Source organism: Burkholderia sp. M6-3, from assembly GCF_050858985.1.
Classification (GTDB): Bacteria; Pseudomonadota; Gammaproteobacteria; order Burkholderiales; family Burkholderiaceae; genus Paraburkholderia; species Paraburkholderia caledonica.
This window is the reverse complement of the sequence record NZ_CP110091.1, coordinates 491,246-510,331: the sequence shown is the minus strand read 5'-3', so window position 1 is coordinate 510,331 and position 19,086 is coordinate 491,246. Positions and strand designations below refer to the sequence as shown.

The following is a 19,086-nucleotide window of genomic DNA, read 5'->3' as shown; positions in this document are numbered from 1 at the left end:
TTTCGCCCACGCATTCTGCATGCCCGCACAATCTCAACCCGCAGCGCACCGGTCACACAGCAAGTCAATTATTCAACGACACTGCCGTCACCGTTTCAGGAACATCCCAGCCACCGCCCAGCGAACGATATAAGGCAACGGCGGCAAGCGCATGCTCGCGCCTTGCCTGGTTCAGCGATTCGGCGTCGCGCAAGTACGCCTCCTGCGCGGCGAGGACATCGAGGAAACTGGATGCACCGCCTTTGTACAGGTCGCTCGACAAACGCAACGCTTGATTGGACGCATCCAGCGCGCCTCCAAGGCGCTCGACTTGTACGGCGCCGTTCACCAGCTCGCTCCGCGTGTCTTCGATCTCTTTTAGCGCTTGCAACATCGTCTGCTGCAGGCCTAGTTGCGACTCACGCATGCGGCTTTCGCTCGCATCGATATTCGCGGTGATTCGGCCGGCGTTGAAAATCGGGCTCGTCGCGCTCAATGCGGCGCTAAACAGGTTATCGGTCAGCGTGGGCAGTCCGAGGTACGATGAGGCCAGCAAACCATCGGCGAGGTTCAACCGGAACTTGGGGTAGCGCTCGGCTTTCGAGACGCCCACTTCCGCAGCGCGCCGCTCGACGGTGGCATACGCGGTACGCACATCGGGCCGCTGCAGCAGTGCTTCTGAAGGCAGCACTTGCGGCACACGCTGTGCAGGCACGGGAATGTCGCGCGCATCGGCGAGCAACAGGCTATCCACGCTCTCCGGTGTGCGTCCCGAGTAAACCGCGATCAGACTGAGTTGATGCTGCACGGCCGTCTGCATGCGTGGAATCTGCGCCTGCAAGTCCTGCAACTGGTTCTGCGCGCGCGCAACGTCGAGTTGCGACGACAGGCCGTAATGCAGACGCTGTTGCGTGAGCTTCAGCGCGCGAGCGCGTATCTGCTCGTTCTCGTTGAGAATCTGCAGCTGCGCCTGAGCCCAACGGAGATCGATATAGGCCGCTGCCGCATTGGCGGCGAGCGCAAGCCGTACCTCGTTCAACGCCGACTGCCGGCCCGACACTTGTGCTTGCGCCGTCAGAACGGCTAGACGCTCGCCGCCGAATACATCGGGCGCCCAACTGGCCGCGAGTCCAGCACCCGCCTGGCGCACGTATCCGAGCGGCGGCGGTGTGTTTTGACGCGAGTACGACGCGGTGGCACCAGCATTCAACTCAGGGAGCAAGGCAGCGCGATTCTGCGTGACCAGGTCCTGCGCCTGCCTGACGCGCTCCACTGCCGCCTGCACATCAAGATTGCCGGTCAATACCGACTCGACCAGCCGATGCATGACAGGGTCGCCAAACTGATCCCACCACACGTTGGCGCTCACGCTGTCTTGAGGCGCGTCCACGCTCCATGCTTGCGGCGCGAGCGGGCTCACCGTCTGCGGCAGATCCGCGTGCGTCGCCGGCTGCACGGCGCACGCGGCAAGCGCCAGCGTTAGAGCGCTTGTCAGTACTCTGAGAGCGATCGTTTTCATCATCAGGTCCTCAATGAGCATCGGGCGGGGGCGCGGCATTTCCGAATGGGCGCGAGAAAAGCACGCTCAATAAGCCCACGACAAAACACAGCGACACGGCGAGAAAGGTGTCGGAGAAGGTAAGCACCAGGGCTTCCCGCATCAGAACCGCATGCAATGCGCCGAGTCCTGCATTGGCTGCATTCAGCGCGTTTCCACCGAGTGCCGCGAAATGCGCGGCTTGCTGTTGCAAGATCGATTCGACTACCGGACGACCCGCCGTCAAGTGTTCATCGAGCCGCTCGTAGTGCAAATTGAGCCGGTCGTTCAGCATCGTGCTGCTCACTGCAATGCCGATTGCGCCGCCCAGATTACGCATCAGATTGAAGAGGCCGCTTGCGGACCGAAGTCTAGACGGCGGTAGTGAGCCGAGCGCCATCGTGACGATTGGGGGAATGCAGAACTGTTGACCGATCCCCCGCAGCGCCTGCGGAATCAGCAACTCCTGCCAGCCCCATTCATGAGTGAGGGGCACATACAGATAACAACCAAGGCCGAACAACGCGAGGCCAAATACCATCAAGAGTCGCATGTCGACAAAGCGCGCGAGCGTCGAGTACGCGACGAGCGCTAGCAACTGGAAGCAGCCTACCGACAACAACGCAAAGCCGATCTGCAGCGAGTCGAACCCGCGCACGCGTGACAGGAATACCGGCGTAAGAAAAACAGTGCAGAAGATCCCAATGCCCGTGATGAACGACAGCAAACTGCCGATGCCGAAATTGCGAACCGCCAACGCGCGCAAATCGACAATCGGCTCCTTTGCGGTAAACGCATGCACCAGGAAAAGAAATCCGCAAATAGCCGATATCCAGGTGCACAGAACAATCACGTCGTCGCCGAACCAGTTCTTGCGCGGTCCTTCTTCGAGCACATATTCGAGGCAGCCGAGAAAGCCGGACATGAGCGCAATGCCCAGGTAGTCGCCTTTTTTCAACAGCGACAAATCAGCTTTATCGACATGCACGTACTTCGGCACTGTCAACGCGACGACAAGACCCGGCGCCAGGTTCAGATAGAACAGCCAGTGCCACGACCATTGCGACGTGATCCATCCGCCGATTACAGGCCCCACAGTCGGCGCGAGCGACGCAAGCGCGCCGATCGTGGTCGACGCGATCAGGCGTTGCTTGCCCGGAAACAACACGAATGCCGTCGTGAACACGGTCGGAATCATCGCTGCGCCTAGCGCACCTTGCAGGCCGCGAAACAGGATCATCGAATTGATGTCCCATGCGAGTCCGCACAACATGCTCGTGACGGTGAAGCCAAGTGCCGAGAATGCGAACAGCCAGCGCGTGGAAAACACGCGCGTAAGCCAGCCGGACATCGGAATCACGAGAATCTCAGCGATCAGATACGAGGTCTGCACCCACGAGAGTTCGTCCTGACTAGCGGACAAGCCGCCGCCGATATCCTTGAGCGACGACGCAACGATCTGGATATCGAGCGTCGCCATGAAAAAGCCGAGGCACATCAGCGCGAATGCAAAGACCTTCGTGCGTGTCGGCTGGTCGGCGGGATTGGCGAAAACGTCGGTCATGATGGTTTATCCGCGAACCGGTGCGCTTTGAGCGCCGGCGTGGTCGACGTGGTCGAGGTGAACCTTTACCGTCGCCGAGAGACCGGGACGCAGCACGCCTTGCATGTTCTGCGGCACGATCAGGTGCACTCGCACCGGCACCCGCTGCACGATCTTCGTGAAGTTGCCGGTCGCATTCTCGGCGGGCAGCACGCTGAACGTTGCGCCGGTTGCGGGAGCGAGGCTCTCCACCACGCCGCGGATGCGTGTGCTGGAAGCATCCAGATCGACATCGACCGTGTCGCCGACGCTCATCTTCTTCAGCTGGTCTTCCTTGAAGTTCGCGTCGATCCACAATCCGCTCGCTGGCACCACCGTCAGCAGCGAAACGCCGGTGTTTGCGAGCAGTCCGACGCGCGCGGTGCGGTTGCCCACGTAGCCGTCGATCGGGGAACGAATGGTGGTGTACTCGACGTTCAGCGCCGCCACGCGCTGCGCCGCCTCCGCGGTGGCAATGCGGGCCAGTGCGTCGCCGATCTGCGCGTCGAGCACGGCTATTTGCCGCTGCGCCGCGATCAACGACGCGCCGCTGCGATCCACGGCGGCATGCGCCTTGGTGAGATCGGCATTGGCACGCTCCACGACCTGGTTCGATACCGCGTCGTCTTTCACGAGTTCGCGATAGCGAGCCTGATCCGCTGCGCTGCGTGTCAGTTCTGCACCGTTGGCGCGAACTTCTGCCGCCTGTTCGTCGATCGTTGCAAGCTGCAAGGATTTCTTCGCCTGCAATTCGGTCACGGCGGCCTGGGCGCTGCGGACCTCTGCCGTGGCTTGCGCGAGGCGTGCGTCGTAGTCCCGCGAGTCCAGCTTGACGAGTACTTGCCCCGCATGCACGAACTGGTTGTCCTTCACCAGGACGTCAGCCACGAAGCCATTCACCTTCGGCGCCATGACCGTGACGTCGCCGCCCACGTAGGCATCGTCCGTCGTTTCGACGAAGCGTCCCAGGAAGAACCAGTACGACGCGGCGAGCGCCAGCACGGCAAGCACCGTGATGATCGCGAGCAGCATCCACGGAACGCGCCTGGCCGGTTTGCCGGCCTGCGCGGCGCCCGCTGGCGCAACAGTCGAAGGTGTGGTGGACATGATGGTTGTATGTGTGCGTATGCACTGGCAAAGTTGAAAAAATAGCGCCGATTGATGGCGCCCGTTCATTGCTTTGATTGCTACCGGTCGGTCATTGCCCTGTGCTCAATTCACAAGTGGCCGGTGATTGCGAACAACTCGCCGCGCAACGCTTGCGCACGTTGCCCGCCAAAGCTGTGCTCGAATTCAGCCTGCGCGGCGTGCCAGTGCTTACGCCCCGCCTCGAGCCGCACCTCACCTTCTGGTGTGAGCGTGACCGACAGCGCTCGTGCGTCCGGGCCGTGCGCCTCGCTCGACAGCAGCCCGCTGCGGCGCAGCGGCTGAATCGTGCGAACCAGCGTGGTGCGCTGCATGCGCATGGCTTCAGCCAGCTGCTTCATCGTCATTGGGCCCGTGCGTTTGAGGCGGCCAAGCAAGGAGAATTGTGTGATCGTCAAGCCCACGCTTGCCAGATGGCGGTCGTAGATCTGCGAGACATAACGCGCCGCTTGGCGGATCGCGAAACAATCGTCGTCGAATGGCTCTTCCATCGCTGGGACTCCAATGAGTGCATACGCACACACGCAGATATAAAAAGCTCGCGAACGACACTATTCGCGAGCCATGCTTCGGCGTTAGCCGGTAATTGTGAACAACTCGGCGCGTAATGCTTTGGCGCGATCGCGTCCGAACTTCTCTTCGAACTCGCTTTGCGCGGCCCGCCATGCGATAGCCGCCTGATCGAAAGTCTTCTCGCCCTTCTCCGTCAGGCTGAACAGATACGTCCTGCCGTCGTGTTCAGCCGATTCAGCAACCACCAGACCGTCTCGTTGCAACGGTTTCATGGCGCGCACGAGTGTGGTGCGCTCCATCACCATTGCGTCTGCCAGATCGAGGATCGGCAAGTTCGGCGTGCGGGCGAGTTTCGCGAGAATGGTGAATTGCGCCGCCGTGACCCCCACCGTGCTGAGATGGCGTTCGTACAGCTGCGTAATGTGCCGCGCCGCCTGCCGCAGCGCAAAGCAATTGCATTCATCGTAGGAGAGAGGACGGTTCATGCTTCGCAGTCTAGGTGTGCATATGCACTTCGTCAAGTACTTTTACACCGCATAGGCTCGATTTTAAAGCGCAAGAACCGTCACGCCCACTTCGACGCGATGCGCGCCCCCACCGAGGATCATGCCGCGCAATAACGACACATCGCTGTAATCGCGGCCGATAGCGAGCGTGACGTGATCGGTATCGGCGAGCACGTCGTTGGTTGGGTCGAGGTCGATCCAGCCGCTGCCGGGACAATGCACCGACACCCAGGCATGCGACGCATCCGCGCCGATCAGCCGTGGCTGCCCCGCTGGAGGATCATTACGCAGATAGCCGCTCACGTAGCGCGCGGGCAAACCGAGCGAGCGCAGGCAGCCGATCATCACCTGCGCGAAGTCCTGACATACGCCACTCTTCAATTCGAACGCACGCTCGGCGGGCGTATCGAACATGGTCGCCGAAGGCTTGTACGCGAAGTCCTCGTGAATGCGGTGCATCAGATGGATTGCACCAGCGGCAACCGGCGTGCCGGGCGCAAAACTCGGCAACGCATAATCGCGCAGCGACGGCCGCGGCACGATATTTGGCGACGCGAAACAGAACTCCGCCTCGGCCCGAAACTCTCCGCCCACGCGAAATTCGAGCGCGTCGGCCACTTCTTCCCACGCCGGTGTCGCCTGGGGATCGAGGTCGGCCCAGCGCGGTGTGAGCGCCACGGTCGTTTCGCTGACGAGTTGCAGCCGCTCATGCGGCGTGTCGAGCGCGAAATAGAGAACGTCGTTGCCGAACGCATCGATACGGCTATTCAGATACGAGGGCCGCGGCTCGATGCGTTCGTCGTGCGACACGACCCGCTGCCATGCGCAGACAATAGGCCGGATAGTCGCAAGATGCTGCGCGGTCTCGACATAGGTTGAGTAGTGATACGTGGTGCGGTGCGAAACCGACAGCACGACGGGCGCGTTTTTCATGACCACACCTGCGATGCGACCGTGCTGGCGTGGCTGAAATAGCGCGCGCTGATTTCATGCGCCGCCGCGCCGACGAACCCGCCGATCTGATCGCATACCGCAGTCAGACTGCAATATCCGCCTTCCCGGTCAACCTCGCACAGCGACGCAAGCGTGGGCAACGATGCGGCTGGCGGCATCAATTCCGCAAACGGACGATGCCGCGTGCTGCCCGCAGCCACCGCGATTTCGTCGAGCTTCTTGCGCAAACGCTCATACACACCGTAAATGCCGCGTGGATTGGTCGGCTCGATTACAAGCAGATCGAGCAGAGCCGGCACTTCGAAGCGTCCCGGATAAAGCGAGCGGTAGGTGAGCGTGCTGTCGAACAATTGCAGCAGCAGGTCGAAACCGGCCGGCGTTGCAAGCTGGCCTTTGTCGGCGGCCACGCGCACAAACGTGCTCATGGCCGACACGCGTTCGATATGCCTCCCGACGAACAGGAGCCGCCACGCCTCGTCGCGTGTCATACGGTCGCCCTGTGCGCCGCTGATCGCCGACAATTGCACCGACAGCCGTTCGAGCGCGTTCATCAGCGTGACGCGGTCGTAACGGCTGCTGCCATTCGTAGCACGGCCGTTCAGCGCTGCCGGCGGCAAAGCGTCGCTGATACCGGCAGCCGGCATCAGCGTTTGCAATGCGTCGCGGAAGTCGTTGCGCGCGGCGAGAACGATGCGCCAATGATCGTTCGACAACCGCCCGCGCACTTCGCCATTCGAGCGAGCCTGACAGTTCAGGTTCTGACCGATGCTCGCGGCGCCCGTGCTCTCGCTCAGATTGGCGACCAGCGCGCGCTCGAATGCTTGCGGCGTGTGCGGCACGGAGATGTCGCCCGCTTGCAGAAGACCGCAGTGCAGCGCAAGTTCGACGAGCGTCGGAAGCATCGTGTCGGCATCGCTGCCTTCGAGCGAGCCCAGAATGAAGCGCAGCAGACGCACGTTGTTTTCCGCGCGTTCGCCGTAACGTCCGGCCCAGAAGAGATTCTCCGCAGCGCGGCTCGACACGGTGCGATGCTTGCGCGCGAGATCCGCAGGCTGCATCGGCGAAGGTAGCAGCGTAAAGGTCGACGTGGGCTGGCTGGACAGCACCCACGTGTCGACGCTGCTGCCGCCGTACTGCATGGATACCGTGGCCTGCCTCTCGGCGCCCATGCGCGTGAAGCCACCGGGCATGACGTGCCAGCCGCCGTTCGCATCGGCGATCGCATACGCGCGCAACACGGAAGGACGTCCGCCGATCGTGCCGTCCTCATAACGCGGCGTGCAGGAAAGACGCTGCGCCTGCTGGATCGTAAAGTTGCCAGGCGTCGCCTCGATACGCTCGCGCCAAGTCGACAGCCGCTGTCTGCCCTGCTCGACGCCCGGCGGCGCATCGCGGGCCGCAACCGGCCACGTGGGCACGATAAAGGCTTCTTCGAGATGCGCGAACGCGTGCTCGCGCGCCGCCTGTTCGCCGCACCACCAGGTGGCCACACTCGGCAAAACCAGGTCTTCGTCGAACAGCGTTTCGGCTATGCCGGGCAAAAATCCGTGCAAGGCGGGCGACTCGACAAAGCCGGACCCAGGCACGTTCGAAACGATCACGTTGCCGGCACGCATGACCTGCAGCAGGCCCGGCACGCCGATGGTCGAGTCGGCTCGTAATTCCACGGGATCGCAGAACGCATCGTCCAGACGGCGCAACACGACGTGCACGCGTTCCAGACCGGCGAGCGTTTTCAGATAAAGCATGTCGCCGCGCACCGTGAGGTCCTTGCCTTCCACGAGTGTGACGCCCAGATACCGCGCGAGAAACACGTGCTCGAAGTAAGTCTCGCTGAAGGGCCCCGGTGTGAGCAACGCGATGTGAGGCGAAGCATCGGCGCGAGGCGAATCGTGACGCATGGTCGCCTGCGCCGCCTGAACCAGCGTCGACATCAGCTGCGAATACGTGGGCGCGAGTCGGCTTACGTGCATCGAACGGAACGGATCGGCAAATAGCGCCGAAACGATCAGCCGGTTTTCCAGCGCATAGCCGAGGCCAGAGGGCGCTTCGGTGCGATGCGCCATCACCGTCCACTCGCCGTTGGGCGCACGCGCGAGGTCCACTGCGACCACTTGCAGGAACTGCCCGCCAGGCGGCGCATAGCCCTTCACGGGGCGCAGATAGCCGGGATGACCGAACACCAGCGCGGGAGGCAACTGTCCGCGCTGGAGCAAGGTTTGCGACCCATAGATGTCGGCGACGATCGCATTGAGCAGATGCGCGCGCTGTATGACGCCTCGCTCGATATGCGCCCACTCGGCTTCGCCGATCAGGAACGGCAGCAGATCGAGCGCCCACGCGCGCGGCTCGCCGTTATCCGCGTAGACGTTGTAGCTGATGTCGTTATCGCGGATCTGCTGCGCGACCGAAGCGCGGTGACCTTCGAGCCGCGCGATGCCGTCTTCGCCGAGCCGCTCGAAGAACTGCCGCCAAGGGGCGCGCAGCGCGCCGGACGCGTCGCGCAACTCGTCCCAATGTCCCTCGTGAGCGGGTAAAAGCCGCAGCAGGGACGAAGCGTCCGCACGGGTCGCGGACGTTTCGAAGGGAAAAGTCGATTGAAAAGCCAAGGTCGTGTCGTTATTGAAGGTGAGCTGTCTTACCAGTAGCGCAAATCGAGCGTGAACGGAAATTCGAGGCTACGTTGCGGCGCATCGACTGCAAGCGGCCCCGGCGTATGGCCCGACGCGAAGAACCGTGCGCGCCGTCGGCTTTCGGCTTCGTAGGCGTTCACGGGGAACGTCTCGTAGTTGCGCCCGCCAGGATGTGCGACATGATACTGGCATCCGCCCACCGAGCGGCCATTCCATGTATCGACCAGATCGAACGTGAGCGGCGCGTCGACGCCGATGGTCGGATGCAACGCCGAAGGCTGCGACCACGCACGAAACCGCACGCCCGCCACATATTCGCTGACGCGGCCTGTCGGCTGCAACGGCACGGGCACGCCGTTGACCGTCAGCACATGGCGATTCTCGTTAAGCCCCAGCGCACGCACCTCGAGACGCTCCACCGACGAATCCACATAACGCACCGTGCCGCCCGGCGAGCCCTCCTCGCCCATCACATGCCATGGTTCGAGCGCGTTACGAATAGTCAGCGACACGCCGCTCACCGTGGTCTCGCCGACCAGCGGAAAGCGGAACTCGAAATGCGGTGCGAACCAGCTGCTGTCGAACGCGAAACCCGCGCGGTTCAGTTCGTCCAGCACGTCGTCGAAATCCATCTTCACGAAGGTGCCGAGCAGGAACCGATCATGCAGTTCCGTGCCCCAGCGCGTGAGCCGCTGCGTGTACGGCGTGTGCCAGAAACGGGCGACCAGCGCGCGCAGCAGCAACTGCTGCACGAGACTCATGCGCGCGTGCGGCGGCATTTCGAAACCGCGCAGTTCGAGCAGGCCGAGGCGCCCCGTGGGTCCATCGGGCGAGTACAGCTTGTCGATGCAAAATTCCGCGCGATGCGTATTGCCCGTTACGTCGATCAGGATGTTGCGCAACGAGCGGTCGATCATCCACGCGGGCAGGTTCGCACTATCGCGTCCGCCGAGCAGATCGATCTGCCGCTGCAATTCGCGCAACGCCACTTCGAGTTCATAGACCTGATCGTTGCGCGCTTCGTCGATGCGCGGCGCCTGGCTCGTCGGGCCAATAAAAAGCCCTGAAAACAGATACGAAAGCGACGGATGGTTATGCCAATACGCGATCAGACTTGCGAGCAGATCCGGACGCCGCAGGAACGGACTGTCGGCGGGCGTCGCGCCGCCGAGCACGAGGTGATTGCCGCCGCCGGTGCCGGTGTGGCGCCCGTCGGTCATGAACTTCTCGCTGCTCAGATAGCTCTGCGCCGCTGACTGATAGAGATACTCGGTGTGATCGACCAGTTGATCCCAGTCCGCTGCCGGATGAATGTTCACCTCGATCACGCCGGGGTCGGGCGTGACCTGCAACATCTTCAAACGCGCATCGCGCGGCGGCGGATACCCTTCAAGCACGACCTGCATGCGCAACTCAGAAGCCGTCGCTTCGACGGCGGCCAGCAGATCGAGGTAGTCGTCGAGTTCGGTGAGCGGCGGCATGAACACGTGCAGGAGCGATCGGCCGCTGCCGAGCCCAGCGGCTTCCGCTTTGGGACCGGCTGCGCGCTTCGGATCGCGCGCCTCGACGCAAATCGCGGTGCGAAGCGTTTCCTTCGACGACTCGCCGCGCGCGGGCGCAACAGACGCGCCGGTATCGCCACGCTGAGGCGCATACGCGAGGACCGCACTGCCGGGCATGCCGCTCAACAGATCGCCCGCCGACGACGACAACGTCGCAGCGCGCCGCGCGTCAGCGCCAGTCATTTCTTGCCGCTCGCCGTCGTACTGCATGCGCAACTGCGCGGCCGAACGCAACGGCACCGGCGGCGCGAACGGATCGTGTGCGTGCTGATACGGATAGTCGGTCTTCGACACCCACGGCAGCGAATCGAGCGGCAGGCGATAACCCATCGGCGAATCGCCCGGAATCAGATACATGCGTTCGTCGCGAAAGAACCAGCGGCCGCTGACCCACTTCGGCGCCTCGTGCGGCACATCGCGCTCGCGCGCAAGCGGCAGCACATAGCCGGTCGCGCCGCCGAGTCCCGCGTCGAACACGCGGCGCAAACGCACGCGCTCGAGTTCGTCGTCGAGGCGCGCATCGAGCGGATCGACGTTGACGGGCAGACGCCGTTCGCGCCACAGGTAGTACCAGACGTCTTCGAAACCGGGCAGGATGCAGTCTTCGTCGAGCGACAGCTTCGCGGCGAGGTGCGTGAGAAAGCGCTGCGCGTCGGCGGCCGTGTAGGTGCCGGGCTCGCGTTCGTCGGCGAACAGCTCCGGGTTCTGCCAGCACGGCTCGCCGTCGGCGCGCCAGTACAACGACATCGCCCAGCGCGGCAACTGCTCGCCCGGATACCATTTGCCCTGACCGATATGCAGGAAGCCGTTCGCGCCGTAGCGTGAGCGCAGCTTGTCCATCAGTGCGACGGCGTAGCCGCGTTTGGTCGGGCCTAGCGCGTCCGTGTTCCATTCGGCGGCGTCGCGGTCGCGCACCGACACGAACGTCGGCTCGCCGCCCATCGTCAGGCGCACGTCCGTGTCCGTGAGTCGACGGTCGACGTGCGCGCCCATGGCGAGGACGTCGCTCCAGACTTCGTCGCTATAGGGCTTTGTCACGCGCGGCGTTTCGAGCACTCGGCTGATCGACATGGTGTGGCTGAACTCGACTTCGGATTCGTCCACCGCGCCCGAAATCGGCGCGGCGCTGCCGGGTTCCGGTGTGCAGGCGACCGGAATGTGACCTTCGCCCGCAAGCAGCCCCGAAGTCGGGTCGAGCCCGATCCAGCCGGCGCCTGGCAGATAGACCTCGCACCATGCGTGCAGGTCAGTGAAGTCGACTTCGGTGCCGCTCGGGCCGTCGATCGATTTGATATCGGGCGCAAGCTGCAGCAGATAGCCCGACACGAAGCGCGCCGCAAGGCCCAACTGGCGCAACGTCTCGACTAGCAGCCAGCCTGAATCGCGGCACGATCCGGCGCCGCTCACGAGCGTCTCCTCGGGCGTCTGGACGCCGGGCTCCATCCGTATCAGGTAGCGGATTTCGCGTTGCAGCCGCTGATTCAACGCGACGAGGAAATCCGCGGTCGCCGTCGGCGCGCGGTCGATGCTTTCAACAAACTCAGCAAAGCGCGGCGTCATGGGGCGCGTCACGCGATACGGCGCGAGTTCGAGAGCGAGGTCAGGCGAATAGTCGAACGGAAATTTTTCGGCCGACGGCTCCAGGAAGAAATCGAACGGATTGTAGACGGCCATTTCGGCAACCAGATCGACAGTCACCTTGAACTCACGCGTCTTTTCCGGGAAAACGAGCCGCGCCTGATAGTTGGCGAACGCGTCCTGCTGCCAGTTGATGAAGTGCTGAGCCGGCTCGACCCGCATCGAATAAGAAAGGATCGGAGTCCGGCAATGCGGCGCAGGCTTCAGACGCACGACCTGGGGCGACAGCGAAACCAGCCTGTCGTAACGGTAATGTGTGACGTGGTTCAACGCGACGCGTATGGACACACCGGACTCCTGGTCTATGGTTGGCAGCCCGCCAAAAGCAAGCTTTATGCCGTTCGTGTGAAAGCCGCATGCAGCCACGGTACTGCTGTTGGCAGAGCCGTGCACCAAATAGAGGCGGCGCCGATGCACGATCATGCCCATACTGTGCGTTAAAGCGGTGACGTCTGGCAAATGCGGCATGAACATTGCGCGACGTCGACGCTCCTTACCGTCACTTACCGCTCAGGCTTCGTCCATGAAAACGTTCCACTGCAATCGCTGCTCGCACCTCGTGTTCTTCGAGAACGTCCTGTGCGAGCGCTGCGAGGCGCTACTCGGCTATGTGCCGGAACTGCGTGAGATCAGCGCTTTCGAAGACGCGGGCGAAGAACGCTGGCGCAGCCTGCACCCGGATGCGGACGGCGCGCTTTACCGGCAATGCCATAACTACTCCGTTGAAAACGTCTGCAACTGGATGATCCCGGCCGATTCGGAGGACACGTTGTGCCAGTCATGCCAGCTGACACACACCATTCCCAACCTCGGCGCGCCCGAGAACCGGCTTTACTGGTATCGGCTGGAAGTGGCGAAACGCCGGCTGCTGTACACGCTCGCCGAATTTGGCCTCGATATCGAATCGCGCCAGGAAGATCCCGAGCACGGTCTCGCGTTCGAGTTTCTGGAGGACGGCGGCGACGGTTCACGTGTGATGACCGGGCATGACAACGGACTCATCACGCTGAATATCGCCGAGGCCGACGACGCCCACCGCGAAAAAGTGCGCACCGCGATGGGCGAGCCGTACCGCACGCTGCTCGGCCATTTCCGCCATGAGACCGGACACTACTACTTCAGTCAGCTGGTGGAGAACAACCCGCGTTGGCTCGAACCGTTCCGCAAGCTTTTTGGCGACGAGCGCGCCGACTATGCCGAAGCGCTCGACGCGTATTATCGCGACGGCGCGCCGGCCGACTGGCAGGCGTCGTACATCAGCGCGTATGCGACGATGCATCCGTGGGAAGACTGGGCCGAAACGTGGGCGCACTACATGTTGATCGTCGACGTGCTTGACACATCGACCTCGTACGGCGTGGCGCTGCTACCCGACGATCCGAGCGAACCGACGCTGACCGACCGTACGCCGGTTGAAGACGCAAGCTTCGATAATCTGATGAAGCGCTGGTATCCACTCACCTATGCATTGAACAGCCTGAACCGCAGCCTCGGCATGCCGGACGGTTATCCGTTCACTTTGGCCGTACCGGTAGTGGACAAACTGCGCTTCGTGCATCGCGTGATTGCGGACGCAGGCAATAAATCATCGACTTCGCAAAGCTCGAAAAGTCCGGCGAAGGAAGCGGCGGCGAAGCAGGCAACGTAAAGCGTGCGCTGACGCACATTGCGCCGCATTCGGGCGGCCTCAATACAAGAAAAAGCCGCGAACGGCTCGCCGGAATCCGACGACCATTCGCGGCATTGGCTTTCTGCAACACCTGCCGCAGAGAAGCGATTCAGCACTCTTGCGCGCTTACTTTTTCGGCTGTTGCTGTTGCAAAAGCGAGCGCAATTCCTGCACGTTTTCTTCGACGCGTTTCGCGATCACCGCATACGACTCGGCTTGCGTCTGATACGCCGCCTGTGCAAGCTGCTGCATATCCGCGAGCGACTTGTGCAGGCTTTGCTGGATCAGCTCGGCTGTCTTCGCCGAAGGCGTGGAACCGCTCGCCGAAAGCTGGCCCGTTAGCGACTGCAACTCGGTGAGCGTCGTGCGCAGCATCTCGGCCTGTTTCTGCGCGAGCGACTGCATGCCCTGGAATGCTGTCTGATTCGCCTGAACCAGTGCTTCGACGTCCTTGCGCCGTGCTTCCATGATGGCGGGCACGTCGAAACCGGGCAGCTTGAACTGCTCCAGCATTTTGGTGAAATCGCCAAACGGATTGGCGGTATCAGGTCGGTCCATGCGAAATCCTCCTTTACGGTTGAACAATCGCCACCGGCGCCTCGCCGCACGATTCACGCGATGCAGGCACCCGCGGTATCCGGTGCGCCGCGCCCCGCCACAGCGTTGCGCGGTTGTGGGGTCGGACGGCACATTGCGTCAATCATGCGCCATCCCACGCTATTGCGCCAGCGCATGCGCCATTCCCGCGCGCCACGCGACGCGAATAGCTCGTCGGGCGAAAGGCATGGGCGCAAGACTTCGTAAGCGTGGAGAAGCCAGTGTGTAACCCGGCACAACGGCGTCTCGTCTATCGTTAGGATGAGCCGGCGCACTGTCGCGCCGGCGCTCTGTCGATAGGAGCGACCTTATGAAGAAACAGATTTTCGGCGCGGCGGTGGCCGCCGTGCTGACCATGGCAACAATGGCCGCATATGCGGAAGACGGCCTGCCGGCGCCGCCTACCTTTCACCATGGCGAAGCGCCGCATCGCGAGGGCGCGCGAGATCCGCATGACGCTATGGGGCCAATGGGTCCGATGGGTCCAATGGGTCCAATGGGTCCCATCGGCCCCGGTTTCGCCGTGATCAACGACCTCGAACAGTTGCGCCGACTGTACGCGCTGACCGGACGCCCGGGTGACATCGTCGCCGTGTATCACGACGTGCTCAACAGGACGCAGGATCCGATGCTGCGTCACTACGTGTACGACTCGCTTGCCCGCGAACAGTTGAAGCCCGCCAATCCCGACCAGGCGATCGCCACATTGCGCACGAGCCTGTCGGAAGACCTCGCCGCGGCCAGCAAGCCGCCGCGCATGCCATTTGACAACGCGCCGCAGACCAAGCCGCAGTAACACTCGCAGTAACACTATTCCCACTGGAAGCGCTGCCGCGAAGAGGCCTCGCCGACGTTCGTCGCGCAGCGTTAGTTCTCGCACATTGCCGCTCACTGGGCGCTTTTTCGTCTTCCGTCAGGTGATTACGATAAAGGCTGTCTAAACGCCAGTGCGAGTGAAGCATGCGTTATCCAGTCGATGTGGCCGTTGCCGCCGCTTTGCTTGTGTTCGTGCTCTGCTGCATCGTGACGCTTGCGTTGAACTGAACCTTCCTCCACGTTGCGCCGGCCATGGCCGGGCGACGCTTCTCAGCTTTCCACGGTGCATTAAACCCGCGCAAAAACGCCCGCCCGGCGCGTGACATTGCGCGAAATAATTGTTCGATGGAGTTGGACAAGCGCCTCCCCCATACTTCGTTTCGCTGCCGGTGCGTACGAAACGGAACGCAAGCGATCAAGAGTGCTTTACGTGCGATACCTATCGCCGATGATCACGATCCCCCGGTTGCCGGTCATCGGAAGATACGTTCGAACACTACGGCACCGCGTGCCGACAACGAGACAACCATGCTCAGTTCAATCAAGCTCATCAAGAAGAACACTGCCCGTGTTGCCTGCATCGCACTTGTCAGCGTCAGCGCGTTGCTGACGGGCTGCGCGGGCGGCAGCGTCACCAATACGAGCGCAGCGACCGCGCAGCCGACCGTGCTTCCGGACAACATCTACGTCTACACGTTCGATACGCAAGCCGACCAGGTGAAGCTCGACGGCGGCATGCTGCAGAAATTGAAGACGCATATCGGCGGTTCATCGGCAGCACAAGAGCAATCCAACGACGCAACCGAAGTCCGCGAGCAGGTCGCGAACGAAATCGTGCACCAGTTGCAGTCGATGGGCCTGCGCGCGATCCGCTCCGACATACCCGCGCCCGCCGATCAGAACGTGCTGATGGTGCAAGGCAGCTTCGATAAGATCGACGCGGGAAACCGCCGCCGTCGGACACTGATTGGTCTCGGGGCCGGCAAGAGCGAGGTGAGCAGTTCGGTGCAAATCTTCTATAAGCCCGCAGGCGGCGCGCCGCAGCTGGTGCAAACCTTCGACGCAAGCGCCGACAGCGGCAAGACGCCGGGCATGGCCGAGACGGCCGGCGTGGGCGCGGCGGCGGGAGGTATCGTGACGTCGGCGGCCGTGGGCGGCGGTTTGCACGCGGTCTCCGAAACGAAGCGCGCTGGCGTGTCCGCCGACGCCACGCGGCTGGCCGATGCGGTGGCGAAGCAGATCGCGCAGATCGGCGTGAGCGGCGGCTGGCTCTCGAGCAGCCACGTCAAGGGCTGACGAAGGCCGTGCGGCTGGGGCGCGAGCAAGCCGCACGAACTGCATGGACACCGCTCTCATTTTTCCCGGTCGCTCGCCCTCAGAAACCCCCACGGCCGCCTTCACGGAAGACAATCAGTTTGTCTCGCGCCAAAGATTGCGCATCAGCGCAAGCAAAGCGGTCGGCGCGGTGCCCTTCTGGCAGTAGCCGTCGAAATTGTGGCGGCCACGCCCGGTTTCCCGCACATGGTCCTCGTCTAGCGAGGTAAACGCGACAATGCCAAGACTCGGCGTGGGGAGATAGGTGCGCAATGCGCTTGCCGTTTCGTAGCCGTCGCGCTCCGGCATCATGATGTCGAGCACCACCACGTCGGGCACCCAGTCTTTCACGCAGCGCAGCGCCTCGTTACAACCAATTGCCGCACGCGCTTCTACACCCTCGTACGAAAGATAGGTAGCGAGCGCTTCCGCAGCGCCCGCGTTGTCGTCGACCACGAGGACGCGCGGCACCTCGTGCAATACCCGCACCTGGCGGGCGCTCCATCTCTGGCAGCTACTCGTTGTCTGGGACATGTGTCACGATTTTGCAATAAAAACTATCGCAGCGCAGCAAGTCGCATTCCACGGCGGGCTTGCAGGAAGGTCCTCGCGTCGCCCTCCTGCGTCGCGCCGCGCAGGCACGGACAGCGTGCCACAGTTGCCTGTCCCGCCGGCTCCGCAAGCGAACTCCGGTTGTGCTAGCCGAATGTAAATGCGTACGCGCTCACCCCGGAATCGAGAAACTGGATCTCGAACGTTCGGTCCTGAACCGGCCCGCTTTGCCGCACGAGCTGATAAAGCCGGTCTTCATCGACAACGCCGATGCCGTTCGCGTCCGTGTCCGCGCCATGCGAAGCGCCCGGCGGTTTGCCGTCGATCGTGACTTTGAACCTCACAGGCTTGCCGTCCGCCATCGGCCCCAGCACAAGATGCAGGTCGCGCGCGTGGAACCGGTAGGCGATCTTTCCACCGCTTTTAGCCAACTGCGCGCGCTCGCCGCCGACGTTCCACTCGCCGTCGAGGCTCCAGCTTCCGGAAGGCAGTCGGGCGGGCGACGTGTAAGTGCGAAGCACGTCCGGTGCGAGCGTTTCCGGCGACGCAAAACCTTCCGCCTGCCGATAACCGACGTAAGTCTCGCCCGAGCGCAAATCCCGCGGGGCGGCGGCGGCTTCAATTCCCGTCGCCTTCGCCGCACCCGCCGGTGCCGGCAGCTTCGTATGCCCTGCGTCCGCCAGCAATTGACGGATGACTTCTTCCGATTGCTCGTACCCGCCCTCTCCGAAATGGTGATAGCGAATGTCGCCGTGCGCATCGACGATATAAAAGGCCGGCCAATACTGATTGTCGAACGCCTGCCACACGACGAGCTTGTTATCGATCGCGATCGGATAATCGACACCGAGATCCGCCGCGGCTCGCTTCACGTTCACAATGTTGTGTTCGAACGCGAATTCCGGTGCGTGCACACCGATGACGACGAGCCCCTGATCGCGATAACGGCTCGACCACGTCTTCAGATACGGCAACGTACGCAGACAGTTGATGCAAGAATACGTCCAGAAGTTGACGATCACCACTTTGCCCCGCAGATCGGCCGTTTTCAGCGGGGGCGAATTCAGCCAGCCGACCGCGCCTGACAGCGACGGCATCGCGCCTTCCACGGGCAGCGCAAGCGGCGCGGCAACACGCATCGGATTAGATACTTCGCTGCCCTCAGCGCTCGCGCTGACCTTCAGCAACGCGCCGTGGTCAGGGCGCTGCGCGTTCGCCCTCGGCGACCAGCGCTGAACCAGTTTTCCTTCGATGCCAGTGGTATTCAGCGAAGGCACATAGGCCAACGCACGCGTATCCACGCCGAGCGCGATTGCCCCAGCGGAAACGAGCACCGCCACGCCGAGCACCTGGCGCACGCGCTCGCTCACTCCGTACGAGCGCTTGAGCGCGGTGAGCAGCCGCCCGCCGATTGCGAGGACGATGGCAAGCGAAGCCGCCGCGCCCGCTGCGAACGCGAGCAACGGCAAGACACTCGCACCGCCTGGCCGATGCAGGATCACGCCGGTCATCACGAGACCGAGAATCGGGCCCGCGCACGGAGCCCACAACAGCCCGGTCGCGACGCCGAGCAGCACCGACGACACCACGCGCGGTTGGCCGCCGTCGCGGCGCAGCGCGCCGTCGAGACGATTGCCGGCACTGACGAGCGGATGAGTGAGTCGCTCGGCCAGCGACGGAAACAGCAGCGCAGCGCCGAATACGCCAAAGAAGGCGAGCGCAATCCACCGGCCGTATTCGTTGACATGTGCGACCCAGGTGCCGCCGGCCACGGCGAGACTCGCGACGGCCGCAAAGGTAAGCGCCATGCCGGCCAGCAGCGGCAACCCGTGCCGGACGAACGACTGATCGACGCGCGCAAACACGAGAGGCACGACCGGGAGAATGCACGGACTGAGAATGGTGAGCATGCCGCCGGCAAAGGCGAGAGGTATGAGCAGCATAACGATGTCCTTTCGTTCAATGAGTTCGTCGGCCAGGTCAGTAGACCAGGGCGGAACGCTTACATGCATTGAACTACCGGCACGTATCGGGCTTGTGTCGGTGCACGCGGCGAAGTGCAAGCTCATGTATCCGCGGCTGCCTGGA

The 19,086-nt window shown here is 62.8% G+C and carries 14 protein-coding genes; 3 read left to right on the top strand and 11 right to left on the bottom strand.

The window, feature by feature from the left end; all coding sequences use genetic code 11:
• Window positions 1-64: 64 nt before the first annotated feature.
• From OH764_RS19605 to OH764_RS19570, 8 genes are all read right to left on the bottom strand, one after another.
• Complete coding sequence (locus tag OH764_RS19605; protein WP_498850414.1) at window positions 65-1,498, bottom strand: outer membrane factor lipoprotein domain-containing protein; 1,434 nt, start codon at window positions 1,496-1,498, stop codon at window positions 65-67.
• Between the two features lie 10 nt (window positions 1,499-1,508).
• Entirely contained in the window at window positions 1,509-3,080 is a 1,572-nt protein-coding gene (locus tag OH764_RS19600; RefSeq protein WP_498850413.1) for an efflux MFS transporter permease, read from the bottom strand.
• A 6-nt stretch (window positions 3,081-3,086) separates the two neighbouring features.
• A complete protein-coding gene (locus OH764_RS19595; RefSeq protein ID WP_498850412.1) occupies window positions 3,087-4,205 on the bottom strand; it encodes an HlyD family secretion protein in 1,119 nt (372 codons plus the stop codon).
• A gap of 110 nt (window positions 4,206-4,315) precedes the next feature.
• A complete protein-coding gene (locus OH764_RS19590) occupies window positions 4,316-4,735 on the bottom strand; it encodes a MarR family winged helix-turn-helix transcriptional regulator (protein ID WP_498850411.1) in 420 nt (139 codons plus the stop codon).
• An 84-nt stretch (window positions 4,736-4,819) separates the two neighbouring features.
• Window positions 4,820-5,242, bottom strand: a complete 423-nt coding sequence (locus OH764_RS19585) for a MarR family winged helix-turn-helix transcriptional regulator (RefSeq protein ID WP_027777502.1) — start codon at window positions 5,240-5,242, stop codon at window positions 4,820-4,822.
• Window positions 5,243-5,305: 63 nt separating this feature from the next.
• Window positions 5,306-6,196 (bottom strand): transglutaminase family protein, encoded by an 891-nt coding sequence (locus OH764_RS19580; protein WP_498850410.1) that lies wholly within the window; start codon window positions 6,194-6,196, stop codon window positions 5,306-5,308.
• Window positions 6,193-8,826 carry a circularly permuted type 2 ATP-grasp protein gene (locus OH764_RS19575; protein WP_498850409.1) on the bottom strand — a complete coding sequence of 878 codons (2,634 nt, stop codon included), beginning with the start codon at window positions 8,824-8,826 and terminating at the stop codon, window positions 6,193-6,195. Before OH764_RS19575 ends, OH764_RS19580 begins: the two co-directional genes overlap by 4 nt.
• A 29-nt stretch (window positions 8,827-8,855) precedes the next feature.
• Window positions 8,856-12,338, bottom strand: coding sequence for a transglutaminase family protein (locus OH764_RS19570; RefSeq protein WP_498850408.1), 3,483 nt, complete (start codon window positions 12,336-12,338; stop codon window positions 8,856-8,858).
• Between the two features lie 235 nt (window positions 12,339-12,573).
• Between OH764_RS19570 and OH764_RS19565 the strand changes: the two genes are divergently transcribed.
• Window positions 12,574-13,698 (top strand): zinc-binding metallopeptidase family protein, encoded by a 1,125-nt coding sequence (locus OH764_RS19565; RefSeq protein ID WP_498850407.1) that lies wholly within the window; start codon window positions 12,574-12,576, stop codon window positions 13,696-13,698.
• A gap of 147 nt (window positions 13,699-13,845) precedes the next feature.
• Here OH764_RS19565 and OH764_RS19560 read toward each other — a convergent pair whose 3' ends face one another.
• Window positions 13,846-14,277 (bottom strand): phasin family protein, encoded by a 432-nt coding sequence (locus OH764_RS19560; protein ID WP_027777497.1) that lies wholly within the window; start codon window positions 14,275-14,277, stop codon window positions 13,846-13,848.
• A 349-nt stretch (window positions 14,278-14,626) separates the two neighbouring features.
• Between OH764_RS19560 and OH764_RS19555 the strand changes: the two genes are divergently transcribed.
• Together OH764_RS19555 and OH764_RS19550 are read left to right on the top strand one after the other, a co-directional pair.
• Window positions 14,627-15,112 carry a hypothetical protein gene (locus OH764_RS19555; protein ID WP_498850406.1) on the top strand — a complete coding sequence of 162 codons (486 nt, stop codon included), beginning with the start codon at window positions 14,627-14,629 and terminating at the stop codon, window positions 15,110-15,112.
• Between the two features lie 548 nt (window positions 15,113-15,660).
• Window positions 15,661-16,428, top strand: coding sequence for a DUF4410 domain-containing protein (locus tag OH764_RS19550; protein ID WP_498850405.1), 768 nt, complete (start codon window positions 15,661-15,663; stop codon window positions 16,426-16,428).
• A gap of 114 nt (window positions 16,429-16,542) precedes the next feature.
• On the opposite strand, the gene OH764_RS19545 is transcribed toward OH764_RS19550, so the two are convergent.
• Both OH764_RS19545 and OH764_RS19540 read right to left on the bottom strand, forming a co-directional pair.
• Window positions 16,543-16,980 carry a response regulator gene (locus tag OH764_RS19545; RefSeq protein ID WP_174447052.1) on the bottom strand — a complete coding sequence of 146 codons (438 nt, stop codon included), beginning with the start codon at window positions 16,978-16,980 and terminating at the stop codon, window positions 16,543-16,545.
• A gap of 164 nt (window positions 16,981-17,144) precedes the next feature.
• Complete coding sequence (locus tag OH764_RS19540; protein WP_498850404.1) at window positions 17,145-18,941, bottom strand: cytochrome c biogenesis protein DipZ; 1,797 nt, start codon at window positions 18,939-18,941, stop codon at window positions 17,145-17,147.
• Window positions 18,942-19,086 lie beyond the last annotated feature (145 nt).